Origin of the sequence: Microbacterium hatanonis (assembly GCF_008017415.1) — a bacterium.
In the GTDB taxonomy this organism is placed as follows: domain Bacteria; phylum Actinomycetota; class Actinomycetes; order Actinomycetales; family Microbacteriaceae; genus Microbacterium; species Microbacterium hatanonis.
The window spans coordinates 852,751-878,137 of sequence record NZ_VRSV01000002.1; the positions used below are offsets into that span (position 1 = coordinate 852,751).

22 protein-coding genes are annotated in these 25,387 nt (G+C 70.9%); 11 read left to right on the forward strand and 11 right to left on the reverse strand.

Features of this window, described 5'->3' with window-relative positions:
• The first annotated feature begins 163 nt into the window (after window positions 1–163).
• The 3 genes from tatA to FVP77_RS14120 all read left to right on the forward strand — a co-directional run bounded on the left by tatA (window position 164) and on the right by FVP77_RS14120 (window position 1,591).
• Window positions 164–403, forward strand: coding sequence for a twin-arginine translocase TatA/TatE family subunit (tatA, locus tag FVP77_RS14110; RefSeq protein WP_147895200.1), 240 nt, complete (start codon window positions 164–166; stop codon window positions 401–403).
• A 67-nt stretch (window positions 404–470) separates the two neighbouring features.
• Window positions 471–1,232: a twin-arginine translocase subunit TatC gene (tatC, locus tag FVP77_RS14115; RefSeq protein ID WP_246134154.1), complete on the forward strand. Its 762-nt coding sequence runs from the start codon at window positions 471–473 to the stop codon at window positions 1,230–1,232.
• Window positions 1,229–1,591, forward strand: a complete 363-nt coding sequence (locus FVP77_RS14120) for a twin-arginine translocase TatA/TatE family subunit (RefSeq protein ID WP_147895202.1) — start codon at window positions 1,229–1,231, stop codon at window positions 1,589–1,591. The genes tatC and FVP77_RS14120 overlap by 4 nt, the downstream gene beginning before the upstream one ends.
• Before the next feature lie 103 nt (window positions 1,592–1,694).
• Here the strand turns inward: FVP77_RS14120 and FVP77_RS14125 are convergent, their stop codons facing one another.
• Window positions 1,695–2,315 carry a hypothetical protein gene (locus FVP77_RS14125; protein ID WP_147895203.1) on the reverse strand — a complete coding sequence of 207 codons (621 nt, stop codon included), beginning with the start codon at window positions 2,313–2,315 and terminating at the stop codon, window positions 1,695–1,697.
• Window positions 2,316–2,852: 537 nt separating this feature from the next.
• On the opposite strand from FVP77_RS14125, the gene FVP77_RS14130 reads away from it, so the two are divergent.
• Window positions 2,853–6,122, forward strand: coding sequence for a 3-keto-alpha-glucoside-1,2-lyase-like domain-containing protein (locus FVP77_RS14130; protein WP_246134125.1), 3,270 nt, complete (start codon window positions 2,853–2,855; stop codon window positions 6,120–6,122).
• A gap of 88 nt (window positions 6,123–6,210) precedes the next feature.
• On the forward strand, window positions 6,211–8,415 hold the full coding sequence (locus tag FVP77_RS14135; protein ID WP_147895205.1) for an MMPL family transporter: 2,205 nt from the start codon (window positions 6,211–6,213) through the stop codon (window positions 8,413–8,415).
• On the opposite strand, the gene FVP77_RS14140 is transcribed toward FVP77_RS14135, so the two are convergent.
• From FVP77_RS14140 to FVP77_RS14150, 3 genes are read right to left on the reverse strand one after another with little or no spacing between them, the layout of a single operon-like run.
• Window positions 8,405–9,589, reverse strand: coding sequence for an acetyl-CoA C-acetyltransferase (locus FVP77_RS14140; protein WP_147895206.1), 1,185 nt, complete (start codon window positions 9,587–9,589; stop codon window positions 8,405–8,407). The genes FVP77_RS14135 and FVP77_RS14140 overlap by 11 nt on opposite strands.
• Window positions 9,586–10,239 carry a CoA transferase subunit B gene (locus FVP77_RS14145; RefSeq protein ID WP_187266947.1) on the reverse strand — a complete coding sequence of 218 codons (654 nt, stop codon included), beginning with the start codon at window positions 10,237–10,239 and terminating at the stop codon, window positions 9,586–9,588. The genes FVP77_RS14140 and FVP77_RS14145 overlap by 4 nt, the downstream gene beginning before the upstream one ends.
• A 1-nt stretch (window position 10,240) precedes the next feature.
• The gene (locus tag FVP77_RS14150; RefSeq protein ID WP_147895207.1) at window positions 10,241–11,017 is read right to left on the reverse strand and encodes a CoA transferase subunit A; all 777 of its coding nucleotides are present in this window, start codon (window positions 11,015–11,017) and stop codon (window positions 10,241–10,243) included.
• 103 nt (window positions 11,018–11,120) lie between these two features.
• Between FVP77_RS14150 and FVP77_RS14155 the strand changes: the two genes are divergently transcribed.
• Genes FVP77_RS14155 through FVP77_RS14170 form a run of 4 tightly spaced genes read left to right on the forward strand, consistent with a single transcriptional unit; the run spans window position 11,121 to window position 15,001 of the window.
• Complete coding sequence (locus FVP77_RS14155) at window positions 11,121–11,912, forward strand: IclR family transcriptional regulator (protein ID WP_147895208.1); 792 nt, start codon at window positions 11,121–11,123, stop codon at window positions 11,910–11,912.
• Window positions 11,913–11,944: 32 nt separating this feature from the next.
• Window positions 11,945–12,994, forward strand: a complete 1,050-nt coding sequence (gene lplAB, locus FVP77_RS14160) for a lipoate-protein ligase LplAB (RefSeq protein ID WP_147895209.1) — start codon at window positions 11,945–11,947, stop codon at window positions 12,992–12,994.
• On the forward strand, window positions 12,991–14,010 hold the full coding sequence (locus tag FVP77_RS14165) for a DNA-methyltransferase (protein ID WP_425463144.1): 1,020 nt from the start codon (window positions 12,991–12,993) through the stop codon (window positions 14,008–14,010). Before lplAB ends, FVP77_RS14165 begins: the two co-directional genes overlap by 4 nt.
• A 4-nt stretch (window positions 14,011–14,014) precedes the next feature.
• Window positions 14,015–15,001 (forward strand): LLM class F420-dependent oxidoreductase, encoded by a 987-nt coding sequence (locus FVP77_RS14170; RefSeq protein WP_147895210.1) that lies wholly within the window; start codon window positions 14,015–14,017, stop codon window positions 14,999–15,001.
• Between the two features lie 40 nt (window positions 15,002–15,041).
• Here the strand turns inward: FVP77_RS14170 and FVP77_RS14175 are convergent, their stop codons facing one another.
• From FVP77_RS14175 to galT, 5 genes are all read right to left on the reverse strand, one after another.
• Window positions 15,042–15,887, reverse strand: a complete 846-nt coding sequence (locus tag FVP77_RS14175; protein WP_147895211.1) for an NAD-dependent epimerase/dehydratase family protein — start codon at window positions 15,885–15,887, stop codon at window positions 15,042–15,044.
• A gap of 131 nt (window positions 15,888–16,018) precedes the next feature.
• A complete protein-coding gene (locus FVP77_RS14180; protein WP_147895212.1) occupies window positions 16,019–17,524 on the reverse strand; it encodes a carboxylesterase/lipase family protein in 1,506 nt (501 codons plus the stop codon).
• Window positions 17,521–18,168: a TetR/AcrR family transcriptional regulator gene (locus FVP77_RS14185; RefSeq protein ID WP_147895213.1), complete on the reverse strand. Its 648-nt coding sequence runs from the start codon at window positions 18,166–18,168 to the stop codon at window positions 17,521–17,523. Before FVP77_RS14185 ends, FVP77_RS14180 begins: the two co-directional genes overlap by 4 nt.
• A 150-nt stretch (window positions 18,169–18,318) precedes the next feature.
• A complete protein-coding gene (gene galK, locus FVP77_RS14190; RefSeq protein WP_147895214.1) occupies window positions 18,319–19,485 on the reverse strand; it encodes a galactokinase in 1,167 nt (388 codons plus the stop codon).
• The gene (gene galT / locus FVP77_RS14195) at window positions 19,482–20,657 is read right to left on the reverse strand and encodes a galactose-1-phosphate uridylyltransferase (protein WP_147895215.1); all 1,176 of its coding nucleotides are present in this window, start codon (window positions 20,655–20,657) and stop codon (window positions 19,482–19,484) included. The genes galK and galT overlap by 4 nt, the downstream gene beginning before the upstream one ends.
• Before the next feature lie 54 nt (window positions 20,658–20,711).
• Here galT and FVP77_RS14200 point away from each other — a divergent pair, with 54 nt between their 5' ends.
• Both FVP77_RS14200 and FVP77_RS16870 read left to right on the forward strand, forming a co-directional pair.
• Window positions 20,712–21,683 carry a LacI family DNA-binding transcriptional regulator gene (locus tag FVP77_RS14200; protein ID WP_246134126.1) on the forward strand — a complete coding sequence of 324 codons (972 nt, stop codon included), beginning with the start codon at window positions 20,712–20,714 and terminating at the stop codon, window positions 21,681–21,683.
• 94 nt (window positions 21,684–21,777) lie between these two features.
• Window positions 21,778–21,918 carry a hypothetical protein gene (locus FVP77_RS16870; protein WP_187266948.1) on the forward strand — a complete coding sequence of 47 codons (141 nt, stop codon included), beginning with the start codon at window positions 21,778–21,780 and terminating at the stop codon, window positions 21,916–21,918.
• A gap of 111 nt (window positions 21,919–22,029) precedes the next feature.
• Here the strand turns inward: FVP77_RS16870 and FVP77_RS14205 are convergent, their stop codons facing one another.
• Together FVP77_RS14205 and arfA are read right to left on the reverse strand one after the other, a co-directional pair.
• Window positions 22,030–23,763 carry a glycoside hydrolase family 35 protein gene (locus FVP77_RS14205; RefSeq protein ID WP_147895216.1) on the reverse strand — a complete coding sequence of 578 codons (1,734 nt, stop codon included), beginning with the start codon at window positions 23,761–23,763 and terminating at the stop codon, window positions 22,030–22,032.
• On the reverse strand, window positions 23,760–25,322 hold the full coding sequence (gene arfA / locus FVP77_RS14210; protein WP_147895217.1) for an arabinosylfuranosidase ArfA: 1,563 nt from the start codon (window positions 25,320–25,322) through the stop codon (window positions 23,760–23,762). The genes FVP77_RS14205 and arfA overlap by 4 nt, the downstream gene beginning before the upstream one ends.
• Between the last annotated feature and the right edge of the window lie 65 nt (window positions 25,323–25,387).

The window sequence follows — 25,387 nt, forward strand, 5'->3', positions numbered from 1 at the left end:
CAAAAGGTGACGAATAATCGGTAACAAGACTCTCATGTACTCGTACCTTGTAAATGTCCGTCGTCGCGCATAGCATCGGCCCCGGTGTCGTCCGAGCCTCCCAACTCGCCGCCGCCGACTCGATCTCCCGGGCGATGTCGCCCGCAGCCCAAAGGAGGGCCCCATGCTTCACGGACTGACCGGATGGCACCTGCTCATCGTTCTCGCCGTCATCCTTCTTCTGTTCGGCGCGGCGAAACTGCCGGCGCTCGCGAAGAGCGTCGGGCAGTCCGCCCGCGTCTTCAAGGGTGAGATGAAGGCGATGAAGTCCGAGGAGCAGAGCGACGTCGCATCGCCCTCGCCCGTCGCGGCCGCGTCTCCGCTCGCCGCCTCGGATGTCGGCGACCCCGCGTCGACGCGCTGAGACAGAGGTGTCCGCGCCCCTCCGGGCGTCGGCCATAGAGAAGAAGGTGCATCGCCGCGACCGGCGCATGTCGCTGGGCGGCCATCTGGTCGAGCTGCGCAGGCGGCTGATGATCGCCGCGCTCGCCCTGGTGCTCGGGATGGTCGGCGCCTTCATCTTCACCGACGCCGTCATCCACCTCATCACCGAACCGATCCGCGTCGTCGCGGCGTCGCGGGGCGACGACTTCGCCGTGCTCAACTTCGACACCGTGACGAGCGGGTTCGATCTGAGGATGCGCATCGCCTTCGCGATCGGCATCCTCGCCTCGGCGCCGATCTGGCTGTGGCAGATCTGGGCATTTATCATGCCCGGCCTCAGCCGCTCAGAGGTCCGGTACACCGTCGGCTTCCTCGCCGCGGCGATCCCGCTCTTCTTCGCCGGCTGCGCCTCGGGTCTGGCGATCGTTCCGCACATCGTCGAGCTCATGGCCACTTTCGTGCCCGAGCAGGGCGCGCAGTTCTACACGGCGTCCTTCTACTACGACTTCGTGTTCAAGCTCCTGATCGTCGTCGGTGTCGCGTATGTGCTGCCGGTGTTCCTCGTCGCCCTCAACCTCGCCGGGGTGATGAGCGGACGCGAGATCCTCCGCGGGTGGCGCATCGCTATCCTCGTCGCCACGCTCTTCGCCGCCCTGGCCACGCCCGCCGCCGACGTCATCTCGATGCTGATGCTGGCGGGAGTGCTCAGTGCTCTCTTCTTCGCCGCCGTGGGGGTTTCGCTGATCCTCGATCGCCGCAAGGCCAGGGCGCTGCCCGTCGTACCCGATCGTTCGGAGCTCGACGCATGACCTTCGGCCTCACGTTCGAGAAGCTCATCCTGATTGGCTTCATCGCCGCGATGATCATCGGCCCTGCGCGGTTGCCGGTCTACGCGGCGGGCCTTCGCCGCGTCGTCGACCGTGCGAAGGTGTTCGCGCGATCCGCCGAGGGCCGCATCCGGGACGAGCTCGGACCCGAGTTCACCGATACCGACTGGCGTCAGCTCGACCCCCGTCGTTTCGACCCCCGCCGGATCGTCCGCGAAGCGCTCATCGCCGAACCGGAGACGCCGCCCGCGGCGGATCGCAGCCCCAGCGCCGCCGCACCGGCATCCGTGGAGTCGACGGCGAGTCGGCACGCGCCCGCGGAGGGCGACGCTGCGACGTGAGCCGCCGCATCCGTTCGACCGGAGCGACCAGGTCGACCCCAAACGACGGAGGGCGGAGGCGAGATCGACTCGCCTCCGCCCTGTGCCGCCGTGGCGGCGCGTCTCAGCCCTCGAACAGCGAAAGGGTGATCGTCGCGGCGTAGCTGCCCGGGGCGACGGTGCCGGGGGTGCGCAGCGTCAGCTCGGCGTTGGCGGAGTAGGCGCCGGGCGCGGCTGCGGCGGAGTTGTCGGCCAGTGCGAGCAGCTCCTGGTCATCGCCGAATCCCGACCCGAACGGTGCGCCGGGGAGCACCACATCGCCTTCGCTCACGAGCGAGGGGTCGCCCGCGGTGATTGCCGGGGCCCAGCCGAAGGCGTCGTCCGCGAGGATGTCGGGCTGGTCGGCGTCGCCGGCGAAGTCGGTGATCGAGCCGAGCACGTACCAGTACGCCGCGGGGTCGACGTCTTCGGCGAGCCGGGTGTCGGTGACGGTGACGGTCGGCAGCGTTCCGGTGAAGACCCGGTCGGTTCCGATGGAATCGGTCTCGGTGAGCGCTGCGGACTCGCCGGCGACGGTCAGGGCGAGGGCGCCCGGCTCGGCATTCGGCTCGATCTCGACGCTGACGTCGACGGAGTCCTCGGTCGCGGCGATCGCGGCACCGGAGCCGAGCGCGGTGAGGATGCCGATGCCGAGCGCGGCGACGCCGATGCGGGCGCCCAGCCCGTTGCGGGTGGAGGTCATCATGGGTTCAGCTCCGTTCTGCGGTCGTCGTGACGACGGCCCGCGAGGGCGCGACCGACGGGTCGGCCGCGATGTGTTCGATGGGCGGGGCGCCAATGCGCAGCCCGGTGAACGACGTGGACCCCGACGGTCGCGCAGCGGGCATCGATGACGAAGTCGTTTCGTGGCCGCGCTGTCACGAGGGTCGGGTTCTCGGGGTTCGATGTGACAGTAATCGCGAGACCGACACCCGTCAAGCAAAAGATGACAGCTGCGCATCAAATGTTCATTGGCCCGGAGAAGTCCCGAAAATCAAGCTTCATTCGGTATGTGAGTGAAGTATCTCGGACCACAAGATCCGGCGGAAATTGGGTTGGGCGCGCAAAACAACATTCATCCGACAGGTTTTGTAGACACGACGGCAAAAGCTGCCTACGATGACCACGCTCGCTCTCGGCGCCAGGACCTCCCGGCCGCGCCCTGGGGCGGCGATGACCCAAAGGAGCAAAGATGCCCGAACCCGCTGTCTTGTCCGGCGCTCGCCGGCGCAGCACTCGCCGAGTGGCGAGATCACTGATCGCCGTAGCGATCGGCGGCGCGCTCGTCGCCGCCGGTGCGATCGTGCCCGCCTCGGCGGCGGACCTCCCCCGGCAGGACCAGGGGGTGACGTTGAGGACGTACAACACCCCACCGCTCACCCAGCTCTGCACGCTGAAGTCCGGCCAGACCCCCAACGTCGACAAGCTGATGCAGACCATCAACTTCACCACCGATGAGCAGTTCGGCGGCACCGACAACTTCATCACGCACGTGACGGCGAACCTCACCGTCGCCACCCCCGGCGCCTACACCTTCCGTCTCACCAGCGACGACGGGTCGCGGATGACGCTCGACGGCAAGCTGCTGATCGACAACGACGGGCTGCACGGGAGCGAGTCCGTCGAAGGCACGACCACCCTCGAGGTGGGCGTCCACGACCTCTTCGTGGAGATGTTCGAGGCCACCAACGGCCAGGAGCTGAAGCTCGAGTGGAAGGTGCCCGGAACCTCGTCGTTCGTCGTGGTGCCGAACAGCGCTCTGAGCACCGAAGCGGGAGTGGTGCGGGTCACCGCCCCCGGCACCAAGTACTGCGAGGGCAGCGCCGACTCCGCCGGCGACGGTCTGCGGCTCGACGGCGTGAACCCGAACTACGAGCTGGTCGATCTGCGACCGGAGGGCTTCAACCCCAAGGTGGCCGGCCTCGACTTCACCGATGCCGGAGATCTCGCCGTCCTCACCACGGGCTCGGTCAGCGCGGGCGGATGGGTGACCGACAAGCCCGGTGAGGTGTTCCTCCTCTCCGGAGCGCAGGAAGCCGACGGCCCGGAGGACGTGACGGTGCGCAAGGTCGCCGACGGCCTGCAGAACCCGATGGGCATCGACGTCATCGGCGACAAGATCTACGTCTCGGAGCGCTACCAGCTCACCGAGCTCAGCGATCCCGACCTCGACGGCACGTTCGACGTGAAGCGCAAGGTCGCGACCTACCCCTCGGGGAACAACTTCCACGAGTTCGCCTTCGGTCTCATCCACGACGAGGAGAACTTCTACGTGAACCTCTCCGTCGCGATCGACAACGGCGGGGCGACGACCAACCCCCAGCCTGCCGTCAACCGCGGCACCACGGTGAAGATCAACCGCGCCTCCGGCGAGATCAGCTATGTCGCCGGTGGCCTCCGCACCCCGAACGGGATCGCCTTCGGCCCCGACGACGAGCTGTTCGCGATGGACAACCAGGGCGCGTGGCTGCCGAGCTCGAAGCTGGTCCACGTGAAGCAGGACCGGTTCTTCAACCACTTCACCAACCCCGCGGGTCCGTTCGATTCGAACCCCGTCACCCAGCCGGCGGTCTGGATCCCGCAGAACGAGATCGGCAACTCGCCGAGCACCCCGATCCTGCTGAAGGACGGCCCCTTCGCCGGCCAGATGCTCTTCGGCGACGTCACCTACGGCGGTCTGCAGCGTGCCTTCCTCGAAGAGGTCGAGGGTGAGTACCAGGGTGCGGTCTTCCGTCACTCGGCAGGCTTCGAGGTGGGCGTGAACCGCGTCATCGAGGGTCCTGACAAGTCGCTCTACATCGGCGGCACCGGCGAGGGCGGCAACTGGGGCGAGGCGGGCAAGCTCCCGTACGGCCTCCAGAAGCTGGTCCCGATCAACGACGACACGTTCGACATGACCTCGATGAAGGTCGTCGAGGGCGGATTCCAGATCGAGTACACCGAGCCGCTCTCCGACGAGACCGTCGCGAACATCGCGAAGGCCTACCAGGCCAAGCAGTGGCGCTACCTCCCGACCTCCACCTACGGCGGCCCCAAGCTCGACGAGGAGGTGCTGAGCGTCTCCGGCGCCCAGGTCTCCGAGGACAAGCGCACGGTGACGCTGCAGCTCGACGGTCTGAAGCAGGACCGCGTGGTCTACATCCGTTCGCCGCGACCGTTCGAGGCGGCTTCGGGCAACGACCTGTGGAGCACCGAGGCCTGGTACACGCTCAACTCCCTGCCGGGCTACATCTCGCCGGCCGACCGCGGTTGGTACGAGGCCGAGGAGGCGACGCTCACGGGCGGGGCCAAGGTCGACTGGGAGCACAGCGGCTACTCGGGCGCCGGATTCGCCGGCGGCATGTGGAACGCGGGATCGGCCTTCACGTTCACCGTGGACTCCGAGACGGCGGGCAACTTCCCCGTGAACGTGCGCTACTCGAACGGACCGAACCCGGCACCCGGGGCGAAGGACGTCGGGCTCTACGTCAACGGCGCGAAGGTCGACAACTGGACGTTCCCGTCGACCGGCGACTGGAAGACCTGGAGCACGATCACCCGCAACCTCGACCTCGTCGCGGGGGCGAACACCATCGCCCTCAAGTACGAGACGGGGAACAAGGGCAACATCAACGTCGACGTCCTGTCGATCGGCTCGGCCACCGACATCTGCGCTCCGGCACAGATCGAAGACGGCTACCGCGGCATGTTCGACGGCACGCTCGCGAGCCTCGACGACTGGCGCATGGCCGGACCCGGTGGGTTCGGACGCCAGGACGACTGCAGCATCCGAGGCGAGGGCGGCCTGGGTCTGCTGTGGAACCGCACCGAGCAGCTGACCGACTACAGCCTGAAGCTGGACTGGAAGCTCGTCGCCGACCACAACGGCGGCGTGTTCGTCGGGTTCCCGAACCCGGGCAACGACCCGTGGGTCGCGGTGAACCAGGGGTACGAGATCCAGATCGACGCGACGGATGCGGCGGACCGCACCACGGGCGCGATCTACACCTTCCAGGGGGCGAACGCGGAGGCTGTCGAGGCCTCGCTGAACCCGGTCGGGTCGTGGAACGGCTACGAGATCGTCGTGAAGGGGAAGAACATCAAGATCTACCTCAACGGCACCCTCGTGAACGACTTCACGAGCACGGATCCGAACCGCCTCCTCGCGAACGGCTTCGTCGGCGTGCAGAACCACGGCGGCGGTGAGGCGGTGTCCTACCGCAACATCCGCGTCATGGATCTGACCGCTCCGGCGCCGCTGTCGGTCAGCGCGACCAGCGAGGTCCGCTGCATCGCGGGGAAGGGATCGCTAACGGTTCGTGCCACGAACTCCGATTCGGTTCCGGTGGACGTCACGCTGACGTCCGCGTACGGCGAGAAGGTCGTCAAGGCAGTGAAGCCGGGCGCCACGGTGGCGCACTCCTTCACCACCCGTCAGACCACCGTCCCCGCGGGGTCGGCAACGGTCTCGGCCACCGGCGACAGCAGGACCGGCGAGGCGACGACCGCCTACGCCGCGAAGAGCTGCAGCTAGCGGTAACACCCCCTCGCCCTCCGGTGGCGGACCTCGTGTCCGCCACCGGAGGGTCTCCCTTTGTCCCGATGAGCCCGTGAGGAACCCCATGCTCGCCACACTCGGCCGCGCCACCGTTCGGCGCCGTTTCCTCTTCCTGGGCGCGTGGGCTCTCCTCATCGTCGTGGGGGCGGTCTTCGCCGGTGACGTCTTCGATCGGATGACATCGGTCGACGACGCACCCGCCGGCGCCGAGTCGCTGCTCGCCCAGGAGCGCCTCGACCAGCTGGACCCCGAGGGGGAGCTCGTCACGGCCGTGATCGCCGGGGAGGACTTCTTCTCTCCCGCGCTGCGCGAGAGCGCCACGGCGGTCGTGACCGGCATCCGCGGCATCCCGGGGGTGGTCGACGTCTCCGACGCCTACACCTCCGGCGGCGCGATCGGAGACGACGGCCGATCGTCGCTCGTGGTGGTCGAACTCGACCGCGCGCTCATCGGGGACGACGCCCTCGCCGTCGCCGCGGACGTCGCCGAGCGTCTCCACACGATCGCCGCCCCCGAGGTGCTCGTCGGAGGGCAGCTCCTCGCGGAGCAGGCCTTCGTCGACCGCGCGCTCACCGACGCCGCGATCGGGGAGGGGATCGCGATCGTCGTGCTGCTCGTGGTGCTCGTCGTCGTCCTGGGCGGATTCCGCGTCGGCGTCCTGCCGATCGTCGTCGCCCTGGCATCGATCGTGGTGACGCTCTTGGCGCTTGGGGCGGTGGTCGCCGTGATGCCCGTGAACGAGTTCGCGGTCAACATCGTCACGATCCTGGGGCTGGGCCTCGCCGTGGACTACAGCCTGCTCGTCATCATGCGCTTCCGCGAGGAGCGGCAGAACGACCCCGACGCGGCGCTCGACACCCTGATGAGCCGCACGGTGGCCTCCGCGGGCAGGGCCGTGCTCGTCTCGGGCCTCGCCGTGTTCATCGCCCTGGTCGGCGTGCTCCTCCTCGGCGACCCCCTGCTGTCGGGGATGGCGCTGGGCGGCGCGATCGTCGTGGTGCTGTCCACTGCAGCGGGCCTCACCCTCCTCCCGCCGGCGCTCGCCGTGGTGCACCGCCGCCTGCCGGCGAAGGGGGTCCGCACCTGGGCACGGCCGTGGTCCCGGCGCGATGCCGACGGGTCGCGGGGATGGCTCGCGCGCTCGGCCGGGCTCGCCCAGCGTCGGCCCGTCGGGGTCGCGATCGGCGCCGTTGCCGTCCTCATCGCCCTGGCCGCGCCCCTCTCCTCCCTCGCGCTCGACAGTTCCGACATCCGTTCGCTGCCGCCTGCCGCCGAGGAGCGCCGCGCCTACGAGGCGACGACGACGGGCTTCACCGGGTTCGGCGTCGAGCCGGTCACGGCCGTCGTGGACGGCTCGGTGGACGACCCCGCGGTCGTCGCTCTGCTCGAACGGCTCGCCACGTCGCCCGACGTCGCCGACGCCGACCTCGTCGCGGACCTTCCTCCGGGGATCACGGCGGCCGACCTCACCCCGGTCGGCGACAGCGCGACGAGTGCGGCCGCGCAGCGCCTGGTGCGCGAGGTGCGCGCCGTCGACTCCGACCTGACCGTGCAGGTGACGGGCCCTGCGGCGGCGCTCGTCGACACGCAGGAGCACCTGCTGCAGCGCATCCCGCTCGCCGTCGGCATCGTCGCCGTGGCCAGCTTCGCGCTGCTGTTCGCCCTGACCCGATCGGTCGTCGTGCCGGTGAAGGCTCTGCTCCTCAGCATCCTCACGATGACGGCGACGCTGGGCGTGCTCGTCATGATCTTCCAGTGGGGGTGGGGGAGTGCGCTGCTCGGATTCGAGCCGCTCGGCACGCTCGACGTCACCACACCGCTGTTCATCGGACTCCTCGCGTTCGGGCTCACGATGGACTACGAGGTCTTCCTGCTCGCGCGCATCCGCGAGCGGTGGATCGCCCGAGCCCCCGACGTCGACCCGCGCGAGGCGAACGCCGAGGCGGTGAGGTACGGGATCATGCAGACCGGACCCGTCGTCACCACCGCCGCCCTGGCGATCTGCATCGTGTTCCTGGGGTTCGCGGTCGGCGAGCTCGTCGCGATGAAGGAGATCGGCATCGGGATGCTGGTGGCCGTGCTCCTGGATGTGACGCTCATCCGCGGGCTGCTGCTGCCGGCGGCGATGACGCTCCTCGGTCGCTGGAACTGGTGGCCGTCGCTCCCACCCACGTCGAAAGCCCAGAACACCCGGAGCACGCGAGATGCGCGTCCGGGTGTTCTGGACTCTCAGGGCGAGCGGATGCGGCGGGGCTCCTCTACCGCGTGAGGATGAGGGCGTCGCCCTGCCCGCCCCCGCCGCAGAGGGCGACGGCGGCGATGCCCGAGCCGCGGCGGACGAGCTCGTGCACGGCGTGCACCACGAGGCGGTTGCCCGACGCGCCGATCGGATGACCGATCGCGATGCCGCCGCCGTGGATGTTCACGACGTCGTCGGGGAGGCCGAGCTCCGCCTGGGAGCGCGCGACGACGGCGCCGAAGGCCTCGTTGATCTCCACGACGTCGAGGTCGGCGACGGTGATGCCCTGCTTCGCGATCGCCGCTTCGATGGCACGCGCGGGCTGCTCGTGCAGGGAGTTGTCGGGGCCGGCCACCTGTCCGTGGGCGCCCACGACGGCCAGGACCGGCCAGCCGTTCTCCGCGGCGTGCGAGCGGGTCGTCAGCACGACGGCCGACGCGCCGTCGGAGATGGGGGACGAGTTTCCGGCGGTGAGCGATCCGCCGGCGGCGAACGCGGGGCGCAGGCCCGCGAGCGTCTCGACGGTCGTGCCGGGGCGGATGCCCTCGTCGCGCGACACGACGATCGGAGCGCCCTTGCGCTGCGGCACGTCGACGACGGCGATCTCCGCATCGAAGACCCCGGCCTCCTGCGCCGCCGCCGCACGCTGGTGCGAGCGCGCCGCCACGGCATCCTGAGCCTCCCGGGTGACGGCGAACCGTTCGTTCGCGCGCTCGGTGGAGGCGCCCATGCTCTCCTTGTCGGTCGCGTCGGTGAGGCCGTCGTGCGCCATGTGGTCGAGAGCCTCGACGGATCCGTACGCCCACCCCTCGCGCGATCCCATCAGGAGGTGCGGCGCGCGGCTCATCGACTCCATGCCGGCGGCGACGACGACCTTCGCGTCTCCCGCGTCGATCATGCGCTTCGCGTCGATCACGGCGGTGAGCCCCGAGAGGCACACCTTGTTGATGGTCGCGGCGTGCACGCTCCACGGGATGCCGGCCCCCAGTGCCGCCTGGCGGGCGGGATTCTGGCCGGCGCCGGCCTGGAGCACCTGGCCGGCGAGCACGGCGTCGACCGCGTCGGCGGGGACTCCGCCGCGCTCGAGCGCCGCGCGGATCGCGATCGAGCCGAGCTCGGTCGCGGTGAGCGAAGACAGCTGCCCCTTCAGGCGCCCCTGCGGGGTGCGAGCGGCGGAAACGAGAACGACGTCGTCCGTGGTCATGCGTTCACCCTAAGTGCGTCGGCGACGATGAGGGCGGGCTCCGTCGCCGCCACGACCTCGTCGACGGAGACCCCCGGCGCGGTCTCGACGAGCACGAGCCCGTCGGGGGTGACATCGATCACCGCGAGGTCGGTGATGATGCGGTCGACGACGCCCTTGCCGGTCAACGGCAGCGAGCACGATTCGACGATCTTCGGGCTGCCGTCCCGGGCGACGTGCTCCATGAGCACGATCACTCTCTCGGCGCCGTGGACGAGGTCCATCGCGCCGCCGGGGCCCTTGACCATCTTCCCGGGGATCATCCAGTTCGCCAGATCTCCGGTGCGCGAGACCTGCATCGCGCCGAGGATCGCATCGTCGATCTTGCCGCCCCGGATCATGCCGAAGCTCAGGGCCGAATCGAAGAACGACGCCCCCGGCAGGGTGGTCACCGTCTCCTTGCCCGCGTTGATGAGGTCGGGGTCGACGGCGTCCTCCGCCGGGTAGGGGCCGACGCCGAGGATGCCGTTCTCGGACTGGAGCACCACGCGGACCCCCGCGGGGACGAAGTTCGGAACCAGCGTCGGCAGGCCGATGCCGAGGTTCACGTAGGCGCCGTCGGCGAGCTCGAGCGCCGCGCGCGCCGCCATCTCGTGCCGTGTGCGTGCCATGTCAGTGCCCTCCCGTGGGAGCGACGGTGCGCTTCTCGACGCGCTTGTCGATGTCGGTGCCGACCTCGACGACCCGGTGCACGAACACACCGGGGAGATGGATGCTGTCGGGCTCGAGATCGCCCGGCTCGACGAGCTCTTCGACCTGCGCGATGCACACCCGCCCGGCCATCGCGGCCAGCGGATTGAAGTTGCGCGCGGCCTTGTTGAAGACGAGGTTGCCGTGCCGGTCGCCGCGGAGCGCGTGGACGAGCGAGAAGTCGGTGACGATCGCCTCCTCGAGCACGAACTCGCGCGGGCGACCGTGGACGTCGAAGGTGCGGACGTCCTTCGCGGGCGAGGCGACCGCGACGCCGCCGTGTCCGTCGTAGCGGCGGGGCAGCCCGCCCTCGGCGACCTGCGTGCCGACACCGGTCTGGGTGAAGAACGCCGCGATGCCCGAGCCGCCGGCGCGGAGCTTCTCGGCGAGGGTGCCCTGCGGGGTGAGCTCGAGTTCGAGCTCGCCCGAGAGGAACTGGCGTTCGAACTCCTTGTTCTCACCGACGTACGAGGAGGTCATCTTGCGGATGCGATGAGCGTGCAGCAGCACCCCGAGACCCCAGTCGTCGACGCCGCAGTTGTTCGACACGACGGAGAGGTCGGTGGTGCCCTGCGCGAGGAGCGCCTCGATCAGGGCGATGGGGTTGCCCGAGAGGCCGAAGCCTCCGACGGCGAGAGAGGCCCCGTCGGGGATGTCGCGGACGGCCTCCGCGGCGGAGGGGACGGTCTTGTCGATCACACGCGACTCCTTCGTTCGAGGTGCGTTCTCCATCCTTCGTGCGCGGCCCGTCGGCGGCAGCATCCGTTCTTGCCATGTGGAGATCGTCGGGTCTAGCGTCCATATGGTGGACACGAGGCGAACGGCGGATGCGGTGGCCGGCACTCAGGCGGTCACCAGGGCGGCGAGGCTGCTGCGGCTCGTGACCGCCGCAGGGGCCGACGGCGTCACGGGCGCGGAGCTCGTCGAGCGCTCCTCGCTCACCCGCCCGACGGTGCACCGCCTGCTCGCCGCCCTCCGCCAGGAGGGGCTCGTCGACCGCGACGACGACACCGGGCGATGGATGCCCGGCCCGGAGCTCTACCTCATGGGCACCGTCGCCGCGGCCCGGTTCGACATCACCGCGGCCGCCCGCGACATCGTGCGCTCGCTGGCGGTGCGCACCGAGGAGAGCGCCTTCCTGTCGGTGCGGCGGGGCGACGAGACGGTGTGCCTCGTGCGAGAGGAGGGAAGTTTCCCGATCCGGTCGTTCGTGCTCTCCGAGGGAGTGCGCTTCCCCCTCGGCGTGGCGTCCGCGGGGCTCGCGATCCTCGCGTTCCTGCCGCCCCACGATGTGGACGCATATCTCAGCCGGCACCCCGAGCTCGGCGAGCGGTGGGGCGCCTCCCACGGGGAGCACCGGCTGCGCTCCCGCCTGCGCGAGACGCAGGAGCGCGGATACGCGGTCAACCCCGGGCTCATCGTCGAGGGGAGCTGGGGAATGGGGGCGGCGGTGTTCACGAGACAGGGCGACCCGCAGTGGGCGCTGAGCCTGACCGGCGTCGAGTTCCGCTTCGGTGCGGAGCGACAGGCCGAGCTCGGCCGCACCCTGCTCGCGCACGCCCACCAGCTCACGACGCGGCTCGCCGCCCGCTGACACCCCCGCCTCCGGATGCGTAGGCTCTCCCTATGCACGGCGAATACAAGGTGCCCGGCGGCAAGCTCGTCGTCGTCGACCTCGACAACGTCAACGGCCGCATCTCGGGGTTCCACCTCGCGGGCGACTTCTTCCTCGAGCCCGACTCCGCGCTCGACGACATCGACGCGGCGGTGAACGGTCTCGCCGTCGAGTCCGACGTGCCCACCATCGCCGCCGCGATCCGTGCGGCGCTGCCCGAGGGTGCTCAGCTCCTCGGCTTCACGCCGGAGTCGGTCGCCACCGCCGTGCGCCGTGCGCTCATCACCGCGCCCGGGTGGAAGGACTTCGAGTGGGAGGTGCTGCACGACAAGCCCGTCTCGCCGCGCATGAACCTCGCCCTCGACGAGGTGCTCACCACTCGCGTCGGCGACGGCCGACGTCGGCCCAGCCTGCGCCTGTGGGAGTGGGACGAGAGCGCTGTCGTCATCGGATCGTTCCAGTCGTATCGCAACGAGGTCGACCCGGCGGCCGCGGCCCGCCACGGCTTCGACGTCGTGCGGCGCATCTCGGGCGGCGGGGCGATGCTGATGGCCGCGAACTCGATCGTGACGTACTCGCTCTACGTGCCGGCCTCCCTCGTCGCCGGAATGACCTTCGCCGACTCCTACGCGTTCCTCGACGACTGGGTGCTGCAGGCGCTGCAGTCGCTCGGCATCGATGCGACTTACCAACCGCTCAACGACATCGCCGGGCCCCATGGCAAGATCGGCGGCGCCGCGCAGAAGCGTCTCGCCAACGGCGGCGTGCTTCATCACGCGACCCTCAGCTACGACATGGACGGCCAGACGCTGACCGAGGTGCTGCGGATCGGCCGCGAGAAGCTCAGCGACAAGGGCACCGTCTCGGCCGCGAAGCGGGTCGATCCGCTCCGCAGTCAGACCGGGCTTCCGCGCGAGCAGATCATCGACCGCTTCATCTCGACCTTCTCCACCCTGTACGGAGCCGAACCCGGCCGCATCAGCGACGAGGAGTACGCCGAGGCCGAGGCGCTCGTGGAATCGAAGTTCTCGAGCGACGCCTGGCTGCACCGGGTGCCGTGACCTCCGGCGCCACCCTCCCCGGATCGGTGCAGATCCACTCGGGAGACAACCTCGCCGCCGCGGCGTCGATGCCCGACGGCGCGTTCACGCTGATCTATCTCGACCCGCCCTTCAACACCGGCCGCACCCGCGAACGAGCGGTGGAGACCGCCCGGACGTTGACGCCGGCAACCGCCCCTGACGAGGCTGCGCCCTCGCCTGCAGCCATAACCCAGGATGAACGCGTCGACGCCGCGGCCGGAACCGCGCCATCGCGCGCGAGCGGCGACGAGGTCGCAGCATCCGTCCTGAGTACGGGCGAGGATGCTGCGGAGACCATCGTCTGGCGCGGGTTCCACGGGCGGGAGTACGAGCGGCTGCGCGGGGATCTGCGGGCCTACGACGACCGGTTCGACGACTACTGGGGGTTCCTGGAGCCGCGACTGGCCGAGGCCTGGCGGCTGCTCGCCGACGACGGCACGCTCTACCTCCACCTCGACTACCGCGAGGCCCACTACGCGAAGGTGCTCATGGACGCCCTGTTCGGGCGGGAACGGTTCTTGAACGAGCTCATCTGGGCGTACGACTACGGGGCGAAGAGCCGGCGGCGGTGGCCGACGAAGCACGACACGATCCTCGTCTACGTGAAGAACCCGCAGCGGTACCACTTCGACTCCGAATCGGTCGACCGCGAGCCCTACATGGCGCCGGGTCTCGTCACCGCCGAGAAGGTGGCGCGGGGCAAGCTCCCCACCGACGTGTGGTGGCACACGATCGTGCCGACGACCGGGCGTGAGAAGACCGGCTACCCGACGCAGAAGCCCGAGGGCATCCTCCGCCGTATCGTGCAGGCGTCGAGCCGCGAGGGCGATCACGTGCTCGACCTCTTCGCCGGCAGCGGCACCACCGGGGCGGTCGCCGCGGCGCTCGGTCGGCACGCGGTGCTCGTCGACGACAACCCCGCCGCCGTCGCGGTCATGCGCGAGCGGATGCCGCACGCCACCGTGGTCGACGTCGCCCCCGCCCCCGTAGCCTGAGTCCATGCGATTCGGACTCTTCATTCCCCAGGGCTGGCGCTTCGACCTCGTCGACATCGCCCCTGCCGACCACTGGCGCGTCATGGCCTCTCTCGCGCAGGACGCCGACGAGGGTCCGTGGGAGTCGCTGTGGGTGTACGACCACTTCCACACGACACCCGTGCCGAGCGAGGAGGCCACGCACGAGGCCTGGACCCTCATGTCGGCGTTCGCCGCCTCGACCGACCGCATCCGCCTCGGTCAGATGTGCACGTGCATGGGCTACCGCAACCCGGCGTATCTCGCCAAGGTCGCCGCGACCGTCGACCTGATCTCGGGAGGGCGTGCCGAGATGGGCATCGGCGGCGGTTGGTACGAGCACGAATGGCGGGCGTACGGCTACGGCTTCCCGCCGATCGCAGAGCGCCTCGGGCGCCTCCGCGAGGGGGTCGAGATCATGCACCAGGCGTGGACGACCGGCTCGGCGACTCTCGACGGCACCTACTACCAGGCGGACGGGGCGATCGTCCGCCCGCTCCCGCTGCAGGAGGGCGGCATCCCGCTGTGGATCGCCGGCGGCGGCGAGAAGGTGACGCTCAAGATCGCGGCCCAGTACGCCTCGTACACGAACTTCGGCAGTTCGATCGAGGAGTTCGCCCACAAGTCCGAGGTGCTGCGCGGTCACACCGACGCGCTCGGCCGTGACTTCGACGAGATCACCCGGTCGACGAACTTCAACACGATCATCGCCGCGACCGAGGCGGAGGCCTCCGACCGGCTCGACGCGGTCATCGCCCGCCTGACGCCCCACGTCGGCGCCGAGCGGGCGGCGCAGATGGAACGCGATTACCGTGAGTCGCCCGCGTTCGGCACCCCCGAGCAGATCGTCGAGCGCCTGTCCGAGCGGGCCGCCGCGGGGCTGGGCTACGCGATCCACTACTTCCCCGAAGCGGCCTACGACCGCTCCGGCGTCGACCTCTTCGAGCGCGAGGTCGTGCCCGCGCTCCGCTGACCCCGCCCTGCGGCTGCGCGGGTCCGGGCGCAGCGCGGAGTCAGCGGGGGTCGCGCCAGGAGTGCTGCGGGTCGTAGCCGAGGAGGCGCCGGGCCTTGTCGATCGACAGCAGGGTGTCGTGATCGCCGAATTCGCCGCGCAGCTCCACCCCGGGGAAGACCTCGGCGATGAGCTCCGCGTTCGGGCGGTCCATCACCGTGTCGGCCGCGGCGATGATGAAGCGATCGAATCCGGGAGGGGCGACCTCGAGTGCGCGCTCGACGGCCTGGGCGCCGTCGCGGGCGTCGATGTAGCCCCAGAGGTTCCACTTGCGGGTCGTCGCGTCGGCGTCGAACGACGGGAACTCGTCGTAGTCGTCGGGCGCCATGACGTTCGAGAAGCGCAGCGCGGTGATCGACAACCGGGGGTTCCAGCGCACGAGCTCGATCGCGAGCTGCTCCTCGAGGTGCTTCACGAGGGAGTACACCGATTCCGGGCGCGCCGGGTAGTCCTCGTCGACGGGGATGTACGGCGGCGGCACGTCGAACGGCAGCCCGAGCACCGTCTCGCTCGAGGCGTAGACGATCCGGTCGATGCCGAGCCGGACGGCCGCCCAGAACACGTTGAAGCTCGCGGTGATGTTGTTGTGGAACGTCGCGATGTCGGAGCGGATGCCCGGCGCGGGGATCGCCCCCAGGTGCACGAGCGCGTCGACGCCGTCGTGCTGGTCGCCGACGCCGGCGAGAGCATCGATCACCTGCCCGTAGTCGGTGAGGTCGACCTGGACGAACCCCGGTCCGCGGGTGCCGACCACGTCGAGGCCGATCACCTCGTGACCGTGTGCCCGCAGTTCGCGGGCGACGACCGTGCCCAGTTTTCCCGATGATCCCGTCAGTGCGATGCGCATGGTTCCACAGTGGCACGGCGCCGTGCGGTGAGGGGCCGCTTGCGCCGGGCGCCGTGAACGGTCTATCCGGCGACGAGCGGATGCGGCGGCGCTCGCGCGTCGCGTGGCGTGGGCGGCTGCCCCGCCGCCCGTCAGAGCAGCGGGTGGACCTCGGCGTAGCCGTCGCGGATCACGTGGCCGAGGGGGCCGCCGCGTGCGCCGAACACGCGAGTCGTGCCGGGTGACGCCGACCAGGCGGGCCAGCCGGGGGCGCCGCCGGTGATGAGCGCGACCGCGGCCCCGTGCGTCGCGTCGGCGAGGTCCTGCGGCGGATGGGGGCCGGTGAGCGGTTCGACGCGATCCGCGTCGAGGCAGTCGAACCAGAACGGCACGTCGATGCAGTGCACGGCCGCGTCGTTGACGTGCCCCGGCTGCGTCGAACGGAAGGCGTAACGATAGACCCACGTCGGCGCCGTGCCGCGCGCTCGGGCGGCGCGGACGACGGTCGTGCGGAACAGGCGGTCGCTCACGTGACGGCCGAGCACGGCGGCGTGACCGCGCGAGGCGACGTCGCCGTTCGCCTCGAGATAGGCGGTGCGTCGAGCGCGAGCCAGCCCGGCCCGGCCCAGCAGCACCCCGAGCGGCACCCAGCGGAGGATCTTCGCCGAGCCCGCCACAGCCATGGCGAACTCGTCGTCGGCTGCGCCGAGGACGAGGGGCTTGTCGGCACCGACGCCGGCGGCCAGGGACGCGAGCGTCGGGCGAGCGAGGAGGTCGCCGTCGATCGACGGACCCAGCCTCAGTCCGGTGTCGAGCAGACTCGAGATGCCGCCCGGGCCCGCGATGCGCGTGGCCGCGGTCTGCGCCTCGATGATGCGCGCCTCGGGCACGCGTGCGAGGGCGTCCCGGTTTGGTGCGACCCCGGCGCGGCGGGCGATGTCGCGGCCGAGGGCTTGCGCGTCGGCGGCGGAGGCGTCGGCCGTCGCGCCCGACATCGCCCACGCCGCGTGGAACAGATGCTGGGCGGCCGGCATGCCGAGCAGGGTGAGCACGGCGCCCCCGCCCGCGGACTGCCCCGCGAGGGTGACGCGCGACGGGTCTCCGCCGAAGTTCGCGATGTTGTCCTGCACCCACTGCAGCGCGAGCAGCCAGTCGCGCACCCCTCGGTTCGAGGGGGCGTCCTCGATCCACCCGAATCCGTCGAAGCCGAGGCGGTACGAGATCGTCACGGTGACCACGCCGTCGCGGTTGAACGAGCGCCCGTCGTACCAGGGGCTCGCGGGCGAGCCGGCGAAGTAGCCGCCCCCGTGGATCCACACGAGGACGGGGAGCGCAGCATCCGATCGTCGCGGCGACGGTGTGAAGACGTTCACGTTGAGCGTCGCCTCGCCCGGGACGGACGGCTCGGGGATGAGCGTCACCCCGGGGTCTCCCCGCTGCGCGGTGGGGGCGAACTCGAGCGCATCGCGCACGCCCTCCCACGCCTCGGCGGGCTCGGGGGCGGCGAAGCGCAGCGCGCCCACCGGCGGCTTCGCGAACGGGATACCGAGGAATGCCGCGGAACCACCGGCGCCCGGCTCGCCGCGCCATACCCCCCGCACCCGGCCGGTGACGGTGTCGCCCTCGACGTGACGTGTCGGGGTCGCCGCGTCGCTCACGAGGACGCGCCCCGCGCGTGCACGGGCACGGCGAGCAGCTCGAACAGCGCGTCGACGGTGGCCGCCATATCGATGTCCGGCTCCAGCATCCACTGCACCTGCATGCCGTCGGCGACCGCCTGGATGAGGCGGGCGATGGTGGCGGGATCGACCCGGTCGTCGATCAGGCCGGCAGCCTGCTGTGCGGCGATGGCCGTCGCCGCGTAGGCCCGGAGCCCCTCGCCGCGTTCGACGAAGTAGTCGTGCGCCGGGTGCGCGGGGTCGGCGGCGTCGACCGAGAGCCGGGCGTAGAGGTCCACGAGCCCGGGAACGTCGGCGTTGTGGCGGATGACGTCGAGGAAACCCGCCCGCACGTCGATCGGCTGGTCGTCCTCGTCGCCGATGCCCGCTCGGGCGGGGTCTGCGCCGATGTCGGCGTCGATCTCATCGCGTTTGCGGAGGATCTCGGTGAAGAGCTCCTCCTTGCTGTCGAAGTAGTGGAGCAGGCCGGCTTGGCTGAGGCCGACGGCGTGCGCCAGCTCCTTCACCGAAGCGCCCCGATACCCCTCGCGGGCGATGACATCGAGGGCGCGCCGCAGGATCTCCTCCCGCTTGGCGACCCCCTTCGCGTAGGAGCCCCGTCGCCCCGAACCGGTCTCTTGCATAGAAGCAGTATCGCGCGCGGGGCATCGCCGGGCGGTCGGGGCGCCGCCGGGAACGAGGGGTCCCGGATGCTGCGGCGCCCCGCCCGCCGCGTAGCGCGGAGGGCGGATGCTGCGATGCGCATCCGCCCTCCGGCGCTTCGGGAGGGAGGATCAGGCGTCGCGCCGGGCACCCTCCGACGCGGCGACGGTGAAGATGTGCGGGGCGGTGTACCCCGCGGCGGCGAAGGCACGCTCGACGGCGGCCGCAGCATCCGCGATCTTCTCCTGCGGCAGCAGCGCGATCGCCGATCCGCCGAACCCGCCGCCGGTCATCCGCGCGCCGACGGCTCCGGCCTCGAGCGCCGTGTCGACGGCGAGGTCGAGCTCGGGGACGGAGATCTCGAAGTCGTCGCGCATCGACGCGTGCGATGCCGTCAGCAGCTCGCCGATCGCCGTCGGCCCGTCGGCGCGGAGGGCCGCCACCGTGTCGAGGACGCGCTGGTTCTCGGTCACGATGTGACGCACCCGGCGGAAGGTCTCGTCGTCGAGGGTCGCGCGTGCGCGGTCGAGGTCGGCGACGGAGACGTCGCGCAGCCAGGTGACGCCGAGTGCGGCGGCACCCGCCTCGCACGAGGCTCGGCGCTCCCGGTAACCGCCGGAGGAGTGCGCGTGCTCGACGCGGGTGTCGACGACGAGGATCGCGAGCCCCGCGGCCTCGAACCCGAGGTCTACGGAGTCCGCCTCCAGAGTGCGGCAGTCGAGGAAGGTCGCCGCGTCGGGGCGGCCGAGCATCGATGCCATCTGGTCCATGATCCCGGTGGGTGCGCCCACCGCGTCGTTCTCGGCGATCCGCCCGACGCGCGCGAGGGCGACGCGGTCGAGGCCCGCGCCCCACACGTCGTTGAGGGCCGAGGCGACCGAGCTCTCGATCGCCGCCGACGACGACAGCCCGGCACCGACGGGGACGTCGGACGAGATGGCGATGTCGACACCGCGCGCGATGCCCTCTGTCGAGGCCGCGCGCAGCGCCCACGCGACGCCCAGCGGGTAGGCGGCCCAATCGAGCCCGCCCGCCTCGATCGCGGCGTCGAGCTCGGAGAGAGCGACCTCGACGGGTTCGTCGGAGAACGTGCTGGCGACCCGGATGACGTCGTCGTCGCGCACCGCGAGGGCCGCCGCCGTGCGGTGCTCGATCGCGAACGGCAGCACGAAGCCCTCGTTGTAGTCGGTGTGCTCGCCGATGAGGTTGACGCGGCCCGGAGCCGACCACACCCCCTCGGGGGCGCGGTCGGTGAGCGTGGCCAGCAGGGCGGATGCTGCGGAGAGGGAAGCGGTCATGCGGATACCTCGGGAACGGATGCGATGGCGGCGCGGATGCGCTCGGCCTGGGACTCGGGGGTGACGTCGGCGATCCATGCGCCCATGGCCGATTCGCTGCCGGCGAGGAACTTGAGCTTGTCGGCCGCGCGCCGCGGTGACGTCAGCTGCAGGTGCAGGCGGATGCCGTCGCGGCCGACGCGCACCGGCGCCTGGTGCCAGGCGGCGATGTACGGCGTCGGGGTGTCGTACAGCGCGTCGATGCCGCGCAACAGGCGCAGGTAGAGCGGGGCGAGCTCGTCGCGTTCGGCGTCGCTGGTCGCGGCGAGGTCGGGGACGTGGCGGTGGGGGAGCAGGTGCACCTCGATGGGCCATCGCGCGGCGAACGGCACGAACGCCGTCCAGTGCTCGCCCTGTAGCACGACCCGCTCCGACTCCTGCTCCGACTCGAGGATGCGGGCGAACAGGTCGCCCCCGACCTTCTCGACGGCGTCGAGCTGACGGCGCGTGCGCGGGGTGACATAGGGGTAGGAGTAGATCTGGCCGTGCGGGTGAGCGAGGGTGACGCCGATCTGCTCGCCGCGGTTCTCGAACGGGAAGACCTGCTCGATGCCGGGGAGTGCCGACAGTGCGGCGGTGCGGTCGGCCCAGGCCTCGATCACCGTGCGGGCGCGGACGACGCCGAGCGAGCCGAACGACCCCTCGTGGGCGGGGCTGAAGCAGACGACCTCGCATCGGCCGACCGACGTGCGGCTGCGGCCGAGGCCGAGCTCGACGAGGTCGTCATCACCCGCGGGGGCGTCGTCTCCGGCGGGTGCGTCGCCGGTGGCCCGGGCGAGCGCGGGGCCGAAGGAGGGCGACTTGTTCTCGAAGACGGCGACGTCGTAGAGCGAGGGGATCTCCGACGGGTTGGTCGGTGTCTGCGGTGCCAGCGGGTCGAGGTTCGCGGGGGGAAGGAATGCGCGGTTCTGACGGGCGGAGGCGATCGAGATCCAGTCTCCGGTGAGCACGTCCTGCCGCATCGTCGCCGTCGCCGGTCGGGGGTCGAGGGTGCGCTCGTCGATCGCGCGATCAGGGCCCAGGGCCGTGCCCGGGTCGTCGAAGTAGATGAGTTCGCGACCGTCGGCGAGGCGGGTGGAGCGTTTCACGACTCCCGCGCCGAGGGGGACCGCGTCGATGCGTTGCGTGTTCACGATAACACGCTAGCCTGCGGGCGTGATATCGTCAACATGCACGAGGAGGTCGTGATGCTGCGAGTGTCGATGGCGGATGTCGCCGAGCGCGCGGGGGTGTCGGCGCAGACCGTCTCGCGGGTCGCGAACGACAGTCCGCGCGTCGATCCCGAGACCCGAGCCCGCGTCGAGCGCGCGATGAGCGATCTGGGCTACCGCATGCACCGCGCCGCTCGCGCGCTGCGCACGGGGCAGAGCCGCACGATCGGGCTCATCGTCTCGACGCTCGCGACCGTCGGCAACTCCCGGATGCTGCAGTCCATCGCCGAGGTCGCGGCCGCGGGCGACTACGCTCTCACGGTCGCCACCGCCCGAGGCGAGCGGGGCATGCTCGAGGCGTTCGCCCGCCTCCACGACGAGGGCGTCGACGGCGCCATCGTGTTGAACGAGGCGACCCCCCTCACGCGCGAGGCCGCGGTGCCGGCGGGCATGCGGCTGGTCGCGGTGGACTCGGCCCCCGACGACCGCTTCGCCCTCGTGCAGACGGACCACGCCGCCGGCGCGGCCGCCGCAACCCGGCACCTGCTCGAGCTCGGGCGCGCGACGGTGCACCACCTGGCGGGGCCCGCGGATTCCTTCGCCGCCGTCGAGCGCGAGCGCGGCTGGCGAGAGGCGCTCTCCGCCGCCGGGGCCACCCCGCGCCCGGTGGCCCGCGGTGACTGGACCTCGCGGTCGGGGCATGCCGCAGCATCCGATCTTCTCGATGCCACGGCGGTGTTCGTCGCGAACGACCAGATGGCGCTCGGCGCCCTGCGCGCATTCGCCGACGCCGGCCGACGAGTGCCCGACGACGTCGCCGTCGTGGGCTTCGACGACATCGTGGATGCGGCGGAGTTCCGTCCGCCCCTCACAACCGTCCGCCAGGACTTCGACGAGCTCGGCGCGCGTGCCGTCGCGACCCTCATCGCGCTGATAGAGGGCCGCGAGGTCGCCCCCCTGGTGTCGCTCCCGCCCACGCTCGTGGTGCGGTCGAGCTCATCGCTCTGATCGCGCTCCCGCCCGTGAGGTGCCGCAACCCGGGGTCACGCCCGGCCCTGAAACCCCGGATTGCGGCGTGTCAGCCGGTCCGTAGGCTGGCGGGATGAGCGCGCAGGCCCCCGACCCGCGGTCGTGCCCGACCTGCGGCGATCCGCTGACGTTCGAGATCCTCGACGACGAGCGGTTCCTGGTGGCATGGTCGTGCGTGAACTGCGGTCTGATCCGCACGACCGAGCCGGTCTGACCTCAGACCCGCGTGCGCACGGGAGGCGATGTGCGGTGGGGAGGACGCTGCGAGCCGCAGCGCCCTCCGGTGCGCACATCACCTCCGCAGTGCACCCAGGATGAGACGGGGCTACTCCTCGAGGTGGCCGAGCGACGCGGCCTCGACGAAGTCGGCGCGCGGGGCGGCCTGCTCGAGCTCGACGACCACGATCTCGTTCTCCCCGGCGCGGGTGGCGCCGGCGGGAACGAAGAGCGTGCGCTGCGGGCCGTTGCGCCAGTAGCGGCCGAGCAGGAAGCCGTTGACGAACGCGAAGCCCTTGCCCCACGCATCCGTGTCGAGGAAGAGATCGCACGGCGCTGCGAGGTCGAACGTGCCGCGCAAGCCGGTGCGCCCGGTGGGGACCGTTGCGCCACCCGCTGCGATCGAGGTGGCGACATCGGCCAGGTCGATCGGCACCGAGCGCCAGCCGGTCAGCTCACGGTCGCCGAGCCTCACCGGCCCGAACAGGCCCTTCGCCTCGCCCAGACGCGGGCCGTAGTCGGTGCGTCCCTGCTCCTCGACGAGCACCGTGAGGCGCTCGCCGGCGGGGATCGTCAGCGCCCGCTCGTGCAGCGAGCGCGAGAGGCGCCCGACGAACACCCCGTCGACCATCACCCAGGCCATGTCGCGCACGTCGTCGAAGGTGAGCAGCGCGTGCGAGCCGGCGACGGTATCGAGGTCGACGTCGTATCGCATCAGCGCCCCGAGGTGGGCCTCGTCTTCGAACGTGCGGAGGGTCGGATGCGGCGCACCCGCCCCGTCGGGAAGCCAGTCGCCGGTGGCGACGAGGTCGACCGAGAACGCCGGCGCAGGGCTCGCGGGTGCCGGTACTTCGTCGGGGACGTCGGCGTACTTCGCGATCACGTCGCGGAACGCGAAGAACTTCTCGGTGGGGTTCCCGGCCTCGTCCAGCGGAGCGTCGTAGTCGTACGACGTGACGATCGGCGCGTAGCGTCCCTTGTCGTTCGCTCCGTTGGTGAGGCCGAAATTCGTGCCGCCGTGGAACATGTAGATGTTCACCGATGCCCCGGCCGCCAGCAGCGCATCGAGATCGGCGGCGGAGGCCGCAGCATCCGTCGTGTGATGCACCCCACCCCACCAGTCGAACCAGCCGTCCCAGAACTCCGAGCACATGAGAGGCCCCGTGGGCTGGTGCTCGCGGAGCGTGGCGAGGCGCTCGTCCGAGCGCGAACCGAACGACCCCGTCTTGTGCAGCTCGGGGAGGCTGCCCGCGCTGAGCATCCACGGCTCGGGCTGGTCGACGGTCGTCAGCGGCACGGTGATCCCGCACTCGCGGGTCAGGTCGACGAGGGTGCGGAGGTAGTCGGCGTCGTCGCCGTAGGCGCCGTACTCGTTCTCGATCTGCACGAGCACGACGTTGCCGCCGCGGTCGATCTGACGCGGGGCGACGATGTCGTAGACGCGACGGAGGTAGGTGCTCACCTCGGTGACGTACTGCGGCTCCGATCGGCGCAGGCCTATGCCGTCGAGGCCGGTGAGCCACACCGGCAGCCCGCCGTTGTGCCACTCGGCGCAGATGTACGGGCCCGGGCGGACGATCGCGTGCATTCCCTCGGCGGCGATGAGGTCGAGGAAGCGCCCCAGGTCGTTCCAGCCCGTGGCGTCCCATTCGCCCCGGACGGGCTCGTGCGCGTTCCAGGCGACGTAGGTCTCGATCGTGTTGAGGCCCATGAGTCGCGCCGAGCGGATGCGATCGGCCCAGTGCTCGGGGTGGATCCGGAAGTAGTGCAGCGCGCCGGAGATGACCCGGTGGGGTGCGCCGTCGAGGAGGAAGTCGGTCTCGCCGATGGTGAACGTGCTCACGCGGTCTTTTCCATGATGATCGAGGGCTTTCCGGTCGGGGTCGACTCGACGCGCAGCTGGAGGCGCGCCCAGGCGAGGGGCGGGAGAACGAATCGGATGCTGTCGGCCGACGCGCGTTCGATCGTCAGCGGCTCGGGGGCGACGGGCTGTGCGTCGGCGGTGTTCGTCGCGTGGCGGTCGGCGCCCGCGGGCGCGGTGAGCACGACGGCGGTGGCGTCATCGGTCAGACCCGCGACGTCGAGGTCGACCGTCACGGGCTCGTCGAGACCGCGGTGCACGACGAAGACGGATACGACGTCGCCGTCGCGGGTGGCCACGGCGTCGACAGAGGGGACGTCGCCGTACCGGGCGGTGGGGAGCGTCGCACTGTCGATGTCGGCCGCGATGACGTCGCCGGTCGCGGCGGCTGCGGTGAGGCTGAAGGGGAAGAAGGTCGTCTGGCGCCAGGCGGGTCCGCCGGGCTCGGTGCGGATCGGGGCGATGACGTTCACGAGCTGGGCGAGGTTGGCCATCGACACGCGCTCGGCCTGACGCAGCAGTGTGATCAGCAGCGAGCCCACGACGACGGCGTCGGTCACGGTGTAGGCGTCCTCGATCAGGCGAGGAGCGACGGGCCAGTCGCCGGTGAAGACGCGCGGCTTGTCGACCTCGTTCCAGCGGGTCTGGTTCCAGACGTTCCATTCGTCGACGCTGATCCGCACGGGCGATCCGTCAGGCGCCCTCGCGCCGACCTCGTCGATGATCTCGGCGACCTCGTCGAGGTAGCGGTCGAGCGCCGCGCCCGATGCGAGGAAGCTCGCCGGGTCGTCGGGGGACTCCTCGTAATAGGCGTGCACCGAGATGTGGTCGACGAGGCCGGAGGTGTGACGCAGCACCGTGCGCTCCCACTCCCCGAACGTCGGCATCTCGTGGTTCGAGCTTCCCGCGGCGACGAGCTCGACGCGGGGGTCGACGAAACGCATGAGGCGGGCGGTCTCCGCCGCGAGACGCCCGTACTCGTCGGCGGTCTTGTGGCCGATCTGCCAGGGCCCGTCCATCTCGTTGCCGAGGCACCAGAGGCGGATGTCGAAGGGTTCGTCGCGACCGTTGGCGCGGCGTCGATCGCTGAGGGCGGTGCCGCCGGAGTGGTTGGCGTACTCGAGCAGGTCGGCGGCCTCCGCGACGCCGCGGGTGCCGAGGTTGACCGCCTCCATGAGCTCGAGGCCCACGGATGCTGCCCAGTCGGCGAACTCGTGGAGACCGACCTCATTGGTCTCGGTGCTGTGCCACGCCGCATCCAGTCGCACCGGGCGCTCGTCGCGCGGGCCGACGCCGTCTTCCCAGCGGTACCCCGAGACGAAGTTGCCGCCGGGGTAGCGCACGACGGTCGCACCCAGCTCGCGGACGAGGTCGGCGACGTCCGCGCGGAACCCGTCGGGGCCCGCGGCCGCGTGCCCGGGCTCGTAGATGCCGTCGTAGACGCACCGGCCCATGTGCTCGACGAAAGTGCCGAACAGGCGACGCGGGACGGGGGCGACGAGAACGTCGGGCGAGAGGACGATGCGGGCGCTGCGGGTCATGTCGGCTTCCGGTTCGGGAGAGGAAGGACGGGGCGGGCCGATCGCGAGGATCGACCCGCCCCGTC

Coding starts and splice junctions, on each gene's coding strand:
- tatA (WP_147895200.1), top strand. CDS start 164: ATGCTTCACGGACTGACCGGATGGCACCTGCTCATCGTTCTCGCCGTC.
- tatC (WP_246134154.1), top strand. CDS start 471: ATGTCGCTGGGCGGCCATCTGGTCGAGCTGCGCAGGCGGCTGATGATC.
- FVP77_RS14120 (WP_147895202.1), top strand. CDS start 1,229: ATGACCTTCGGCCTCACGTTCGAGAAGCTCATCCTGATTGGCTTCATC.
- FVP77_RS14125 (WP_147895203.1), bottom strand. CDS start 2,315: ATGATGACCTCCACCCGCAACGGGCTGGGCGCCCGCATCGGCGTCGCC.
- FVP77_RS14135 (WP_147895205.1), top strand. CDS start 6,211: ATGCTCGCCACACTCGGCCGCGCCACCGTTCGGCGCCGTTTCCTCTTC.
- FVP77_RS14140 (WP_147895206.1), bottom strand. CDS start 9,589: ATGACCACGGACGACGTCGTTCTCGTTTCCGCCGCTCGCACCCCGCAG.
- FVP77_RS14145 (WP_187266947.1), bottom strand. CDS start 10,239: ATGGCACGCACACGGCACGAGATGGCGGCGCGCGCGGCGCTCGAGCTC.
- FVP77_RS14155 (WP_147895208.1), top strand. CDS start 11,121: ATGGTGGACACGAGGCGAACGGCGGATGCGGTGGCCGGCACTCAGGCG.
- lplAB (WP_147895209.1), top strand. CDS start 11,945: ATGCACGGCGAATACAAGGTGCCCGGCGGCAAGCTCGTCGTCGTCGAC.
- FVP77_RS14170 (WP_147895210.1), top strand. CDS start 14,015: ATGCGATTCGGACTCTTCATTCCCCAGGGCTGGCGCTTCGACCTCGTC.
- FVP77_RS14175 (WP_147895211.1), bottom strand. CDS start 15,887: ATGCGCATCGCACTGACGGGATCATCGGGAAAACTGGGCACGGTCGTC.
- FVP77_RS14185 (WP_147895213.1), bottom strand. CDS start 18,168: ATGCAAGAGACCGGTTCGGGGCGACGGGGCTCCTACGCGAAGGGGGTC.
- galK (WP_147895214.1), bottom strand. CDS start 19,485: ATGACCGCTTCCCTCTCCGCAGCATCCGCCCTGCTGGCCACGCTCACC.
- FVP77_RS14200 (WP_246134126.1), top strand. CDS start 20,712: ATGCTGCGAGTGTCGATGGCGGATGTCGCCGAGCGCGCGGGGGTGTCG.
- FVP77_RS16870 (WP_187266948.1), top strand. CDS start 21,778: ATGAGCGCGCAGGCCCCCGACCCGCGGTCGTGCCCGACCTGCGGCGAT.
- arfA (WP_147895217.1), bottom strand. CDS start 25,322: ATGACCCGCAGCGCCCGCATCGTCCTCTCGCCCGACGTTCTCGTCGCC.